The following is a 14,754-nucleotide window of genomic DNA, read 5'->3' on the forward strand; positions in this document are numbered from 1 at the left end:
ACTATGTTAAACAATTTAGAATTAGAATCTATTTTAAATCAATTACTTAACAGCACAAAAATTAATGATTATGCCCCGAACGGTTTGCAGATTGAAGGCAAATCCGCTATCCACAAAATCGTTACCGGTGTTACCGCTTCACAAGCTTTAATTGACTATGCCATTACTGTCAATGCCGATGCTATTTTGGTTCATCACGGTTATTTTTGGAAAAATGAAAATCCGTGTATCCGTGGAATGAAAGGAAAAAGGATCAAAGCATTACTACAAAATAACATCAATCTATATGCTTATCATCTGCCATTAGACATTCACCCTACTCTTGGTAATAACGCACAACTCGCTCAACTACTCGGTATCGAAAATCTGCAACCTTTAGAAGATAGCCCTTTTTCTATTCCAATGTGGGGAATATTAACTCAACCGATCAGCGGTAAACAATTTGCGCAACGCATTAATCAATGCTTAAAACGTGAATGTTTACATTGTGCCAATCAGCCTAACAAACCGATTCAAAAAATCGGAATTTGTACCGGTGGCGGTCAAGGTTATATCGATTTAGCGGCAAGCAAAGGTTGTGATGCTTTTATCAGCGGCGAAATTTCCGAACAGACCGTGCATTCCGCACGAGAACAAGATATTCAATTCTTTGCTGCCGGTCATCACGCCACCGAACGCTACGGCATTAAAGCACTGGGAGAATGGCTACAACAAAATTACAATATCGAAGTATTGTTTAAAGATATTGATAATCCGGCTTAAAATCCAAATTTTTATACTTCATTTACCTAACAAAGCGTCAAATTAATTTATATCGTCTATCGGTCTGATTTGTTCAAATCTTGATTTCTGATATAATCCGTCCGTTTTATTGCTATAAAGATAGGAAAAAATTTATGGGATTTTTAACAAATAAACGTATTTTAATTGCCGGTGTGGCAAGCAATCGTTCTATTGCTTATGGTATTGCACAGGCAATGCACCGCGAAGGCGCAGAATTAGCATTTACTTATCAAAATGACAAATTAAAAGGTCGTGTTGAAGAGTTTGCTAAAGAATTAGGTTCTTCTATTGTCATTCCTTGCGATGTTGGTACCGATGAAAGCATTGAAAACTGTTTTACCGAATTAAAAAAACATTGGGATAAATTTGATGGTTTTGTCCACGCAATTGCATTTGCACCTGGTGATCAGCTTGACGGAGATTATGTTAATGCCGTAAATCGTGAAGGTTTCCGTATCGCTCACGATATTAGTGCCTACAGTTTTGTAGCAATGGCAAAAGCGGCACGCGCAAATCTTAATCCGGGTGCAGCATTATTAACACTTTCCTACTTAGGAGCAGAAAGAGCCATTCCTAACTATAACGTTATGGGATTGGCGAAAGCTTCTCTTGAAGCTAATACTCGCTATATGGCATCTGCATTAGGTAAAGAGGGAGTACGTGTTAATGCAATTTCAGCTGGTCCGATCCGGACATTAGCAGCTTCTGGTATTAAAAATTTCAAGAAAATGTTAGGACATTTCGAAAATACTGCTCCATTACACCGTACCGTTACCATTGAAGATGTTGGTAACACAGCTGCGTTCCTATGTTCTGACTTAGCAGCAGGCATCACCGGTGAAGTGGTTCACGTTGATGCCGGCTTTAGCACCGTTGCAATGAGTGAATTGGAACTCGCTTAATTTAACACTTATTTACACTTGCTCCGTTATATTCTAACGGAGCAAATTTTTTCTTAAACTGGAATTTTTATGCTTCTTGATAATCCTCTTCTTAGCCAACTCAAACAACAAATCCGCGATAGCAAACCACACGTTGAAGGCGTGGTAAAAGCCACTGATAAAGCTTTCGGTTTTTTAGAGTGTGATAAAAAAAGTTATTTCATTCCACCACAAGCAATGAAAAAATTGATGCACGGCGACAAAATTAAAGCATTAATCGATACTGTCGGTGATAAAGAGCAGGCAGAGCCTGACAGTTTGATTGAACCGATGTTAACCCGTTTTATAGCCAGAGTTCGTTTTAACAAAGAGAATAAATTACAACTTTTGGTTGATCATCCCAATATTAAATTGGCGATTCCTGCCAATCAGCATAAAAAAGTGAAGGAAACACTGAACGCCGGAGATTGGGTTGTCGCTGAATTAAAAACGCACCCATTGCGTGATGATCGTTTTTTCTTTGCGCAAGTTACCCAATTTATCTGTCACGCTGATGACCCGCAAACCGCGTGGTGGGTAACGCTTGCCCGTCATCAACAACCTCGTACCGCAGTTGCCGGTTTAGCGGAATATCCTTTTGAGGAAACAGCGATCCGTCAAGATCTTACCGATCTGAATTTTGTCACCATTGACTCGGAAACCACCGAAGATATGGATGATGCATTAACCATCAAGCCGATTCTTGAAAATCAGCAGCAGATTGGCTGGAAACTGAGTGTTGCGGTTGCTGATCCGACAGCTTATATTCCACTGGATTCACAAATTGAAGCCGATGCGAAACAACGCTGTTTTACCAACTATCTTCCCGGCTTCAACATTCCAATGTTGCCGCGCGAATTATCGGATGATCTCTGTTCATTGATGGAAAACGAAAAGCGTCCGGCGTTGGTGTGTGAGATTGAAACCGATATGCAAGGTGCTGTGATTGCCGAGCCGATTTTTACTTTAGCGTGGATTCGTTCCAAAGCAAAATTGGCATATGATGCGGTTTCCGATTATTTGGAAAATCGTGAAAACAGCTGGCAACCACAAAATGAAGTAGTTAAAACACAAATCGATTATTTGCATCAATTCAGTTTGGCTAGAATTGAATGGCGAACTAAAAATGCGATTATGTTTAAAGATCGTCCGGATTATAACTTCATTCTGGATGAGAACGGTGCTGTAGCGGAAATTTGTGCCGATCATCGCCGTATTGCCAACCGTATTGTTGAAGAGTGTATGATTATTGCCAACAGTTGCGCTGCTAAATTCTTAGCGCAACACCAAGCAGCAGCCATTTTCAATACGCATAGCGGTTTTGACAGCAAATTCTTAAGTGCCGCCAGTGCTTTTTTACTCAACCACCTAGCAACTGATGATAATAGTGATCAGCTTACTCCTCGTTATGCGACCGAACAATTGGCAACCCTACAAGGTTATTGTGATATGCAACACGATTTAGATCATCTTGGCGCAGAGTATCTTGAAGCAAGATTACGTCGCTATCTTACTTTTGCAGAATTTAAAGCAGAAGTCGCACCGCATTTCGGTTTAGGTTTAGCCGAATATGCAACTTGGACATCACCAATTCGTAAATATTGCGATATGGTCAATCACCGTGCCATTAAAGCGATTCTACAGCAACAAACACCTAGTGTGATTGATGATGCAATATTGGTACGCTTACAGGAGGCTCGTAAACAAAATAGGTTGGTTGAACGTGATATTGCCGATTGGCTTTATTGCATTTACCTTACCGATAAAATCGCTGAAAAGACAATTTATCAAGCACAAATTATTGATATTATGCGTGGTGGTTTACGAGTACAGCTGCTTGAAAACGGTGCGACGATCTTTGTTCCTATGTCATTGATTCACGATAAAAAAGAGGAAATTGAAGTCAATAGCGATGATATTGCACTTTATATTAAGGGTGAACGCCGCTATCAACTTACTGATAAACTCAATATCCAATTAACCGAAGTGAATTTAGATACTAGAAGTATTATCGGGCAACCTGTCTAAGCTGTGCATAAAAGTATATGCACACAATGTGCATATACTTTATTCCTCAAACCGTTTCTGTTGAATTCTTACCATTTCCAGCATATCTTCCAATGCCATACTTAATAAGGCTCTATCGTGGCGATAACTGATATCATCGGCATTCAATTTGCGGCTTAAAATACAATATTGCCGGCGAAAATCACTCGGCAACGAAAAATCAGCATCGGTAATAATGCCGTCAATAACTCTACAACCAATATAATTATGAATCCAATCTATGCGTTGTACTAAATTTAATTGTGCCGACGGGCTATGCTCCAAGCCGAGATTATCAATAAAAATTTTTACTGCCGTACTCTGTTGCAATGCAGTTTTAATTTCCGACAACAACAACGGCGGCATAATGCTGGTAAAGAAACTGCCCGGCCCCAATAGAATAACTTCAGCACGATTAATCGCGGTTACCGCCTCCTCCGTTGCCGCCACATCAGGTTCAATACTTAACTGCAGCGGAATCGCATCCAGTTTATCTACATTGACTTCACCGACCACTTTTTCACCGTTTGCCAGCTGCGCCGCTAAATGCGCCGGCTGTTCCGACATTGGAATAATAAAAGGCTCAACGTGAAGCAGTTCACGGATCAAATTTACGGCATCTAACGGTCTTACCTTAATATTTTCCAATGCTTTTAACATTAAATTGCCTAAATTATGCCCGGCAAGCTCGCCTTCGCCCTCAAAACGGTATTCAAACAGTTCTGAAGCCGTGGTCGGCGTGGTGATAATCTGATTAAGGCAATTGCGTAAATCCCCCCAAGCAATGCCGCCGAATTGCAATCGAATACGTCCGGTTGAACCGCCGTTATCGGTCGTTGTCACAATGCCGGTCAAACGAGAACGCATAAAACTGAGTGCAGACATCACCCTACCCAAGCCGTGTCCACCGCCGATCGCAACAATATGTTTTGTTTGATTTAGATTTGGCGTAACAATTGATGAAAACGTCATAACAAAATCCTGTTAGAAATTAACAACCCATTTTTTCTTTATAATGACGGCGACAAACCGATAAATAGTGATCATTACCACCGATTTGGATCTGATCACCCTCTTTGATCACTTCGCCCTGCTCGTTTAAGCGTAATACGAAATTGGCTTTGCGACCACAATAACAAATGGTTTTTAGTTCCTCCAGCTGATCTGCCCACGCCAGCAAATAACGGCTGCCCTCAAATAATTCCGCCTGAAAATCGGTTCTTAAGCCGTAACATAACACCGGAATATTTAATTTATCGACCACTTCACTGAGCTGATAGACCTGCGCTTTAGTTAAAAACTGCGCCTCATCCACTAAAATACAGTTGAGATGTTGCTGTTGATTAATGCGTTCAATTTCACTAAATAAATCCGTTTGCTGATCAAACAGTTGCGCCTGTTCTTCAATGCCGATGCGCGAAGTCACTTTGCCAACACCATAACGATTATCGATTGCTGCGGTATAAACCAACGTATTCATTCCGCGCTCGCGATAATTATAAGAAGATTGCAATAAAGTGGTTGATTTTCCCGCATTCATTGAAGAGTAATAAAAATAGAGTTTTGCCATAACTAAAATCCATTATTTTTTTGCGCGTTAGTATAGCGTATTAAGCCCCAATAAACAGCTTTACCAATGGATTTGATAATTGATCCGTTTAGACTTTATCAACTGAACTCTCTATAATAATCGCATTAAATTTTAGGCTAGAGGTAATTATGCAGTTTTCTAAAATGCACGGCTTAGGCAACGATTTTATGGTGGTTGACGGCATTACACAGAGTGTCTATTTTTCTGAAGATATCATCCGCCGTTTAGCTGATCGGAATCGCGGCATCGGTTTTGACCAGCTGTTATTAGTTGAACCGCCTTACGATCCGGAACTGGATTTCCATTATCGGATTTTCAATGCAGATGGCAGCGAAGTGGAACAGTGCGGTAACGGTGCCAGATGCTTTGCCCGTTTCGTTCGTCTTAAAGGCTTAACCAATAAAAAAGAGATTAACGTCAGCACCGCAAAAGGGAAAATCGTGTTGATCGTCAATGATGACGAAACCGTGCGCGTGAATATGGGCGAGCCGATTTGGGAACCGGCAAAAGTGCCTTTTATTGCCAACAAATTTGAGAAAAACTACATTTTACGCACCGATATTCAAACCGTACTTTGCGGTGTCGTTTCAATGGGCAATCCACACTGTGTGTTGCAAGTTGAAGACGTGAAAACAGCCAATGTTGAGCAGCTTGGACCTTTGCTTGAACATCACGAGCGTTTTCCGGCACGTGCCAATATCGGCTTTATGCAGGTGCTTAACCGTAAACAGATTAAATTACGCGTTTTTGAACGCGGTGCCGGCGAAACTCAGGCTTGCGGAACCGGTGCCTGTGCGGCGGTGGCGGTCGGTATTATGCAAGGGCTGCTCGACAATCAAGTCGAAGTCGAATTACCGGGTGGAAAACTAATGATTGAGTGGCAAGGTGTTGGTTATCCACTCTATATGACTGGTGATGCAACTTTTGTTTACGACGGCAATATTCAGCTTTAAGGGGAAATTATGAGTGAAATCAATGCTGATTTTGAGCAACAAATTCACGATTATTTAAATGATCATTCCGACTTTTTCGCTCGTCATTTGTTATTATTGGATAAAATGCAAATTCCTCATCAACGTAAAGGGATGATTTCCTTAGTGGAAGCACAATTGGGGCGGCAACGTGAAAAAATCGCAACACTAGAGCAACAGCTCTATCAAATTGGTAATACCGTACAGCAGAATGAAGAGCTTTTTTTTAGTTTGTTGCCTTTGCAAAAATTACTATTACAAGCAGATAATTTTACAAAAGCCAATCAAAATCTTAACCAATGGGCAAAAGCATTAGAATTAAAAAGTGCAAAAATTTTATTACTCAAAGATGTTTGGGAAGAACAAAATGAGATTAAAGCGCAATATTGGATCGATAGAAAAGCTTTTGAAATTATTCGATTAGAACGTTTCGGTTTGCAATCTTTTTATCTCGGAAAACTTACTAATCGAGAAAAATCATTGTTATTTTTACCTGAAGAACTGCCTGTCGGTTCCGTTGCTCTCTGTTTATTAAAACAGAATCATCAACCTTATCATTCGGTATTAGTGTTTAGCTCACATAATGAAGATCACTTCTATCGTAGTCAAAAAACTGATTTTTTAGAAACCATTGTTGATTTAATTGAACCATTAATCGAACAATGGTTAACAAAGAAAGCATAGTTATGTTACAAGATTGGTTAGAAAAATATTGGGATTATCTGCGTATTGAACGTCAGCTAAGTGCGAAAACGTTGCAAAGTTACCAACAACAAATTGTTGCTTGTGTTGAATTATTAACTAATGAAGGCATTACTGATTGGCGACAAGTGGACGGGAGCGTGATTAGATTTATCCTGACACAAGGGAAAAAATCAGGTTTGCACGAACATAGTTTGGCGTTACGTCTTTCCAGTCTGCGCGGTTTCTTTCAATTTTTATTACGCAATCAACAAATTAAGGTCAACCCAACTGATGGAATTTCCGCCCCAAAGGCTGGCAAACGACTACCCAAAAGTATTGATGCAGAATCTATTTCTCAATTACTTGATATAAAAAGTAAAGATCCACTTTCACTGCGCGATAAAGCTATTATGGAATTGATGTACAGTTCCGGTTTACGTCTTTCCGAATTAAGAGGACTCAATTTGGAAGACATTAATTTTAAAGCACGAGAATTAAAAGTTTTAGGTAAAGGTAACAAAGAGCGTATTTTGCCATTTGGGCGTTATGCCGCTGGTGCGTTACATCAATGGCTAGAAGTAAGATTACAATTTAACCCTCAAGACAATGCTTTATTTATCAGTCATTTAGGACATCGCCTTACTAGCTCTGCGATTCAACAGCGTCTTGAACAATGGGGAATCAAGCAAGGATTAAATGTGCATTTAAATCCACATAAATTACGCCACTCCTTTGCCACTCATATGTTGGAAGCCAGTTCGGATTTACGCGCCGTGCAAGAGTTATTAGGGCACGAAAACCTCTCCACCACCCAAATTTATACACACCTTAATTTTCAACACTTAGCGCAAGTTTATGATTCCGCACATCCTCGTGCAAAACGGAAAAAATAGGAACGGAAAAATAGGAAAAGTTATGCTGCATTTTTACCGCCAATTACAACCAATTAAAGTGATAACGTTCGATTTGGACGACACTTTATATGATAACTATTTTGTAATCAGAGCAGCAGAACAAGCATTTCTTGATTGCCTGCAACAACTGGCATCAATTGATATCAATAATTGGAAAAATTATAAACAACAACTTTTTCAACAAGATCCACTTCGCTATGAAGATGTCATTGTATGGCGAGAAACCGCAGCAACACATCTACTTCAAGCTCAAGGCATAAAAGACGCCAATATTGAAAACATTATTCAACAAAGTATGCAATTGTTTATCGAATGGCGACATAAAATTAATGTTCCAACACAAAATCGTCAATTTTTAACGGAACTTGCCAAATATTACCCACTCGTTGCCATTAGCAACGGCAATGTTTATCCACCTAAAATTGGCTTGGATCAATTTCAACTGATTTTACGTGGTGGTGAACACGGAAGAGCTAAACCCCATCCAGATCTTTTCCAACAAACAGCTCATCATTTTCAATGCTCGATGCAACAAATATTACACGTTGGCGATAACCTTGTTACCGATGTTCAAGGAGCAATTGAAAGCGGTTGCCAAGCGGTATGGATTAACAGCCAACAACAATCATTATTTGATTTTCCAGAAGCGACAACTCTGCCTACACTTGCTGTTGAAAAAGTAATCGACCTTAAGTTTTTGTTTAAAATTTAATCTAAACTTGATATTGGTAAACTTTTTTTGAAATTTTATTAATTTTTTTGAAATTTCTGTTGCGATCTTTTGCGCTTTCATTATGATTACCCCAGTTTAGTTATCTTTCCAACAATTTTTATGAGGTTTTTATGCTATATGCTGAATTTATTCTGTTGCTGTTCTTCCTCTATGTCGGCAGCCGTTTTGGTGGTGTCGGGCTCGGGGTCGTTTCCGGTATCGGTCTGTTAGTCGAAGTCTTTATCCTACGTATGCCGCCATCTTCCCCGCCAATTGATGTGATGTTAATTATTATCGCCGTTGTTACCTGTGCTTCCGTGCTTGAAGCCGCCGGCGGTTTAAAATATATGTTACAGATTGCGGAACGTATTCTTCGTAGTAACCCTAAACGTGTCACTATTCTCGGTCCAATGGTTACCTATTTTATGACAGTGATTTTAGGAACAGGTCACGCTGTTTATACTATTATGCCGATTATAGGCGATATTGCCTTGAAAAACGGAATCCGTCCGGAACGTCCTATGGCAGCGGCTTCCGTTTCTTCACAAATTGGAATTACCGCCAGCCCAATTTCCGCAGCAGTAGTTTACTATTTAGGGCAAATCTCAGAACTCCCAGGATTCTCTCACATTACATTATTAACCATCGTATCTATCACTATCCCAGCAACTTTTTGTGGAGTGTTGGCACTTTCACTTTATAGCTTACGCCGTGGTAAAGAGTTAAAAGATGATCCAGAATATCAACGTCGTTTGCAAGATCCAGAATGGAGAAAATTAATTCAAAGTACTACCAGTACCAGTTTAAATGAAACATTGCCGGCTTCAGCAAAAAATTCCGTATTGTTATTCCTTTTTGCCTTAGTTTGTATCGTAATCGTGGCAATGATTCCTGCAATCCGTACTATCGGAGAATCAAAAGCGATTTCAATGGGTGTCATCATTCAAATGATGATGCTAGCTTTCGCCGGTGTAATTCTGCTTCTAACTAAAACTGATCCTAAGAAAGTACCAAACGGCGTAGTGTTTAAATCAGGTATGGTAGCAGCAATTGCTATTTATGGTATCGCGTGGATGAGTGACACCTATTTCACTTATGCAATGCCTTCTTTCAAAGCCGGTATCACCGAAATGATTCAGGCTTATCCGTGGACATTCGCATTTGCACTCTTCGCTGTATCCGTTGTTATCAACAGCCAAGCTGCAACCGGAAGAATGTTATTACCGGTAGGTATCGCTATGGGATTGCCAGCACCGTTATTGGTGGGTTTACTTCCTGCAACCTATGGTTACTTCTTTATCCCTAACTACCCATCAGACATTGCGACCGTCAATTTCGATGTATCCGGTACAACCAAAATCGGTAAATATTATTTCAACCACAGCTTTATGGTGCCGGGTCTAATCGGTGTAGTTGTCGGATGTGTGGTTGGTATCAGTTTAGCCAATGTATTGATGTAATTCTTCTCTTCTACAAAAATAACAAGACCGCTCAAAGGCGGTCTTGTTTCATCTATCTGTTAAACAATTAAATTTTGTAAAATACAAAAATTATTAGAACACTTTCTTAAAAGGTTTTACGATCACATCACCGTAAACACCTGCCTCTACATAAGGATCTTGTGCCGCCCAATTTTGTGCTTCTGCCAAAGAAGAAAATTCAGCAATAACTGTTGAACCAGTAAATCCGGCTGTACCCGGATTTTCATCATCAATTGCTGGGTTCGGGCCAGCAGTTAATAAACGTCCTTGTTGTTGCAATGCAGATAAACGAGCGAGATGTTTTTCACGCACTGCTAAACGTTGTTCTAAAGTGTCGGGTAAATCTTGGGCAAAAATCACATAGTACATAATTACTCCTTATCTTGATGTTGTTTAATCATTTGCAATGCTTGTTCCAATTCAGCGTTATTCTCTTTCGGAATCGGATAAGGTTTGCCGTTTTCATCTATCGCAACATAGGTAAATACCGCTTCGGTCACTAAATCGCGTTCAGAAACAAAATCCCGAAAGGCGTGTTTTACCCACACCTCCACTTCTATTTGCAACGAAGTATTACCAACTCGAGTACAGCGTCCGTAACAACATACAATATCACCAACCGACACCGGCTTATGAAATGTAATGTTATTAACGTGTACAGTAACCACACGCCGATGTGCAATTTCATTAGCTAAAATCGCACCACCAATATCCATTTGCGACATAATCCAACCGCCGAAAATATCACCGTTGGCGTTGGTGTCAGAAGGCATTGCCAATGTTCTTAACAACAAAGTGCCACTTGGCACACGCTCTGTCGTACTCATTTTTCATCCCTATTTTTTTGTTGTGAAAGATGCGGATAAATATAAACACCGGTTAATAGTGATGCTGCCAAAGTCAAACCAAAAAAGCCGAAAGATTTAAAATCCACCCAGATATCATCTGATAAAAACAGGCTGACATAAATATTAATCAACATACAGATAATAAAGAAAATTCCCCATCCCAAATTGAGGTTTTCCCATACTTTCTGTGGCAGTTCAATTTCCTTGCCTAGCATACTTTTTATCAATAATTTCTTAAAGCCAAACTGGCTAATTAATAAAATCAAAGCAAATAATGCATAAACAATGGTGACTTTCCATTTCAAAAATTCAAGATCATTAAAATAGGCTGTCAAACTACCGAAAAAGATGATAGCTATTGCCATAATCCATTGTGATTTCTCAATTTTGCCGTATTTGATTTTCAAAATCGCAAATTGAATCATTGTGGCGATAATTAAGGTAATTGCCGCCTCACGCACGCCAAAAAATTTATAAACGGCAAAAAAGAGAATAAGTGGAATAAATTCTAATAGTTGTTTCATAATGATACTTTTTTCATAAACACGCGATAAAAACGATAAGCAAAAATAAGCGAAAACAGATTAATAAAAGCAGTGAGAATGGTTGAAACCACCACTAAATTTTTGCCTAACAATAAAATTAATTGATTGCTAACCATCATAGGTAGCACATAAACCAAAAAAAGATAACCTAGAATAGCTTTCCATTGACGACGTTGATTAATTAATTGATACAATTTACCTAAGCCCTGCTTTTCCGGTTCCAATAAATAGGCAAACGGCAACAGTGCTACTTTAGTTAAAAAATAACCACTGATAACAAATGAAACAATAGCACTGATCACTAATGTAGTTACATCATTTGAAATGGTTAAAGCACTCAACCCCATAAACATTGGGAAAAAAGCCAGCAACAAAATAATATTATAGCCGGCAAAACCAAATACTTTTTTTAACGCTTCCCCCAAATAAAGGAACATATCGCTGATGCGATTCGTTAAAATTTGATCGACTGTCAAAATAAACCAAACCGTAAACAACAACGTTAAAAACAAATTGATGAATGCAGCAAAAACAAGTGGTGACGGAATTAAAGTCGGAGTAGACAATAATTTTTCTAAACCACCGTATGAATTCACTATAAGTTGAAATACCAATGAGTTTAAAGCAAATAAAACGGTAAAGGTGATCACAATCGGATAGCGATTGCGAACAAAATAACCACTTTCTTGGAAAATACGAAAAAAGTTGATAGGCATTGTTTCCTCTGTCTATTACATAAGTCAAAACAGCAAGAGTATAGCAACTTCAAGTAAGAAATTCAGCATAAGTATGCTAAACTTCGTGTCTTTAATATTTTAATGTGTGATAGCTGACTTATGATTAAAAAATATTGGCAACTTTTTTGTATCATTTTCCTTGTTAACCTATTTTCTAGTGCTTATGCAGGTCTATTTGATAAAAAAGCGGAATTTCTTACTGTCGAACAAGCATTTCCATTTTCAGTACAGGCACAAGCACAACAAATCATCCTACATTGGGAGATTCAACCCAATTATTATCTCTATAAACATACAATTCAGGTTAAAGGTGAAAATATTGCATTTACACAGCAAATTGAGCCAATTGTAGAAAAAAGTCATCAAGATCCCTATTTCGGTAATACACAAGTCTATGAACAGGGCTTAGAAATCAAATTGTTACCAAAACAAGGTGTTTTCCACGCAGAAGGCAGTTTAGAAGTGAGCTATCAAGGGTGTACCGCAGGTTTATGTTATCCACCACAAACACGACAAATACAGCTTACAGAGCTATTAAACCACGATACATTAAACACAAATACGACAAATAATCAGGAAACATCTCTCACTCAACAGTTATTCCAAAGCAAATATGCTGCATTTTGGTTTTTTCTACTCGGTATAGGTTTAGCCTTCACCCCTTGTGTATTGCCTATGCTGCCTTTACTATCAGCATTGGTAATTGGGCAAAAACAACGTGCTAATACAGCTAAAGCACTATTACTCAGTTTTGTATATGTTCAAGGAATGGCATTCACTTATGCATTATTAGGATTAGCTGTCGCTGCTGTAGGGCTTTCCTTACAAGCGTGGTTGCAAAGCCCTTATGTATTGGCTTTCTTTGCGCTTTTATTTATTCTGCTTGCCTGCTCTATGTTCGGTTTATTTAATTTACAAATCCCCTCTAGCTGGCAAACTAAATTGAATGCATTAAGTCAAAAACAATCTGCTGGTATTTATGGTGGCGTATTTATAATGGGTGCTATTGCTGGTTTAATCGCTTCACCTTGTACATCTGCACCGCTTTCAGCAGCGCTGCTTTATGTCACACAGTCCGGTGATCTACTGACCGGTGCATTAACACTCTATTTATTAGCCTTAGGAATGGGCGTACCATTAATTGCAATTACCATCTTCGGCAATAAAATTCTACCTAAGTCCGGCGCTTGGCTAGAAAATGTGAAAGTTGCCTTCGGTTTTGTACTGCTAGCATTGCCGATTATTCTGCTTTCCCGTATTTTACCGACTTATTGGGAACAGATTTTGTGGTCATTATTGGGTATCTCTTCTTTTAGTTGGTTTATTACTATCGTTGGTAAAAAACATCGTTTTTGGCAGCTTTTTGCTCTTATCGGCATTATTTTATCTGCCACTCCGCTTTACTTCAGTTGGCAACAATATTGGCAAAATAGCAATGGTAGTAATAGCGATAAAACCTTTATCACTGTAACTTCACTTAATCAATTACAACAACAATTGCAACAAAATCCTCATCAAATCGCAATGGTTGATCTTTATGCTGACTGGTGTGTTGCTTGTAAAGAGTTTGAACATAAAACCTTTAATCAGCCACAAGTACAACAAAAGTTGTCTCAAATTTTATTAATTCGAGTCGATATGACAAAAAATAGTGTAGAAAATCAGATATTAAGTAAGAAATATAATGTGCTAGGCTTACCAACTATTCTCTTTTTTGATCAACAGGGAAATGAAATTGCCAATAGCCGTATTACCGGTTTTTTAGAAGCACAACCATTTTTAGACTGGCTGGAAAAAATTCAAGGAAAACAGTAATATTTTTTCCAAATTGTTCATAGTAAAAACAGAATAGTAAGTTTTCATATTAGAATATTAAGAATAAGTTCTCATCTACCGGAAAATTTATAGGAAAAGTAAGCTAAATGACTGCTGTAAATAGTTTAAACTTATTTTTGTATTAGAAAACTATTTAAAAGTGCTGATTTTCTTATTTAAATTTTTACATACCTATTTCATCAATAGCCATTTCATAACAAATATAACTAAAATGAGTTATATCTATATTTCATTTGTGTCTATAAAATCCCCGACATTTTTGTACAATATTTGAGTAACATTCAGATTTTTTGAAATATTTCGTTTTTTATTAATAATATTTTTTGTAGGAAACGGATTTCTAGCACAAAAGAAGCATAATCAAACGCGTGTTCTTTTTTGTTTAAAGAATCGCAATTAGGAATTTATGAGGCATTGCAATGAACAAAGTTTATAAAATTATTTTTGACCCGATTTTAGGCTTATTTAAAGTGGTTTCAGAATTAGCAAAAGGGAAAGGAAAAGCAAATAAAGGGAAGAAATTAACTACACTTGTAATCTTAACATCTTTATCTTCTGTTGCTGTAGCAACTGATTATACGGCAGGGGGGGGCAAAGAAGAAGTAGTGTAGCTGGCTCAATTGTTATTGGTGCAGGAGATACAAATGGAGATGCTGCATATGTAGGTAAAGATGGGCAACATCCTG

16 protein-coding genes are annotated in these 14,754 nt (G+C 38.4%); 10 read left to right on the top strand and 6 right to left on the bottom strand.

Features of this window, described 5'->3' with window-relative positions; translation table 11 throughout:
- Positions 1-3: 3 nt before the first annotated feature.
- The 3 genes from ACXPAV_RS07250 to ACXPAV_RS07260 all read left to right on the top strand — a co-directional run bounded on the left by ACXPAV_RS07250 (position 4) and on the right by ACXPAV_RS07260 (position 3,731).
- Positions 4-762: a Nif3-like dinuclear metal center hexameric protein gene (locus ACXPAV_RS07250; protein ID WP_458003101.1), complete on the top strand. Its 759-nt coding sequence runs from the start codon at positions 4-6 to the stop codon at positions 760-762.
- 134 nt (positions 763-896) lie between these two features.
- On the top strand, positions 897-1,685 hold the full coding sequence (fabI, locus tag ACXPAV_RS07255; RefSeq protein WP_039136099.1) for an enoyl-ACP reductase FabI: 789 nt from the start codon (positions 897-899) through the stop codon (positions 1,683-1,685).
- Between the two features lie 69 nt (positions 1,686-1,754).
- Positions 1,755-3,731: an exoribonuclease II gene (locus tag ACXPAV_RS07260; RefSeq protein ID WP_458003102.1), complete on the top strand. Its 1,977-nt coding sequence runs from the start codon at positions 1,755-1,757 to the stop codon at positions 3,729-3,731.
- A gap of 39 nt (positions 3,732-3,770) precedes the next feature.
- Here the strand turns inward: ACXPAV_RS07260 and ACXPAV_RS07265 are convergent, their stop codons facing one another.
- Together ACXPAV_RS07265 and ACXPAV_RS07270 are read right to left on the bottom strand one after the other, a co-directional pair.
- A complete protein-coding gene (locus ACXPAV_RS07265) occupies positions 3,771-4,721 on the bottom strand; it encodes a gluconeogenesis factor YvcK family protein (protein ID WP_039083660.1) in 951 nt (316 codons plus the stop codon).
- A 19-nt stretch (positions 4,722-4,740) separates the two neighbouring features.
- Positions 4,741-5,319: a thymidine kinase gene (locus tag ACXPAV_RS07270; RefSeq protein ID WP_013746634.1), complete on the bottom strand. Its 579-nt coding sequence runs from the start codon at positions 5,317-5,319 to the stop codon at positions 4,741-4,743.
- 149 nt (positions 5,320-5,468) lie between these two features.
- Between ACXPAV_RS07270 and dapF the strand changes: the two genes are divergently transcribed.
- The 5 genes from dapF to ACXPAV_RS07295 all read left to right on the top strand — a co-directional run bounded on the left by dapF (position 5,469) and on the right by ACXPAV_RS07295 (position 10,081).
- Positions 5,469-6,293 carry a diaminopimelate epimerase gene (dapF, locus tag ACXPAV_RS07275; RefSeq protein WP_458003103.1) on the top strand — a complete coding sequence of 275 codons (825 nt, stop codon included), beginning with the start codon at positions 5,469-5,471 and terminating at the stop codon, positions 6,291-6,293.
- Positions 6,294-6,302: 9 nt separating this feature from the next.
- On the top strand, positions 6,303-6,995 hold the full coding sequence (locus ACXPAV_RS07280; protein WP_039143115.1) for a DUF484 family protein: 693 nt from the start codon (positions 6,303-6,305) through the stop codon (positions 6,993-6,995).
- A 2-nt stretch (positions 6,996-6,997) separates the two neighbouring features.
- Positions 6,998-7,888: a tyrosine recombinase XerC gene (xerC, locus tag ACXPAV_RS07285; RefSeq protein ID WP_458003104.1), complete on the top strand. Its 891-nt coding sequence runs from the start codon at positions 6,998-7,000 to the stop codon at positions 7,886-7,888.
- Positions 7,889-7,913: 25 nt separating this feature from the next.
- On the top strand, positions 7,914-8,621 hold the full coding sequence (locus tag ACXPAV_RS07290) for an HAD-IA family hydrolase (RefSeq protein ID WP_458004403.1): 708 nt from the start codon (positions 7,914-7,916) through the stop codon (positions 8,619-8,621).
- A 131-nt stretch (positions 8,622-8,752) separates the two neighbouring features.
- A complete protein-coding gene (locus ACXPAV_RS07295) occupies positions 8,753-10,081 on the top strand; it encodes an anaerobic C4-dicarboxylate transporter (RefSeq protein ID WP_039143109.1) in 1,329 nt (442 codons plus the stop codon).
- 93 nt (positions 10,082-10,174) lie between these two features.
- Here ACXPAV_RS07295 and ACXPAV_RS07300 read toward each other — a convergent pair whose 3' ends face one another.
- From ACXPAV_RS07300 to ACXPAV_RS07315, 4 genes are read right to left on the bottom strand one after another with little or no spacing between them, the layout of a single operon-like run.
- Positions 10,175-10,471, bottom strand: coding sequence for a YciI family protein (locus tag ACXPAV_RS07300; protein WP_039089940.1), 297 nt, complete (start codon positions 10,469-10,471; stop codon positions 10,175-10,177).
- 2 nt (positions 10,472-10,473) lie between these two features.
- Entirely contained in the window at positions 10,474-10,929 is a 456-nt protein-coding gene (gene yciA, locus ACXPAV_RS07305; protein WP_013746627.1) for an acyl-CoA thioester hydrolase YciA, read from the bottom strand.
- Positions 10,926-11,474 (bottom strand): septation protein A, encoded by a 549-nt coding sequence (locus ACXPAV_RS07310; RefSeq protein WP_458003105.1) that lies wholly within the window; start codon positions 11,472-11,474, stop codon positions 10,926-10,928. The genes yciA and ACXPAV_RS07310 overlap by 4 nt, the downstream gene beginning before the upstream one ends.
- Positions 11,471-12,211, bottom strand: coding sequence for a hypothetical protein (locus ACXPAV_RS07315; RefSeq protein WP_458003106.1), 741 nt, complete (start codon positions 12,209-12,211; stop codon positions 11,471-11,473). Before ACXPAV_RS07315 ends, ACXPAV_RS07310 begins: the two co-directional genes overlap by 4 nt.
- A 120-nt stretch (positions 12,212-12,331) precedes the next feature.
- Here ACXPAV_RS07315 and ACXPAV_RS07320 point away from each other — a divergent pair, with 120 nt between their 5' ends.
- Positions 12,332-14,047, top strand: a complete 1,716-nt coding sequence (locus ACXPAV_RS07320) for a protein-disulfide reductase DsbD (RefSeq protein ID WP_458003107.1) — start codon at positions 12,332-12,334, stop codon at positions 14,045-14,047.
- 440 nt (positions 14,048-14,487) lie between these two features.
- Positions 14,488-14,679, top strand: coding sequence for an ESPR-type extended signal peptide-containing protein (locus ACXPAV_RS07325; RefSeq protein WP_458003108.1), 192 nt, complete (start codon positions 14,488-14,490; stop codon positions 14,677-14,679).
- Positions 14,680-14,754 lie beyond the last annotated feature (75 nt).

Source organism: Gallibacterium sp. ZY190522, assembly GCF_054166015.1.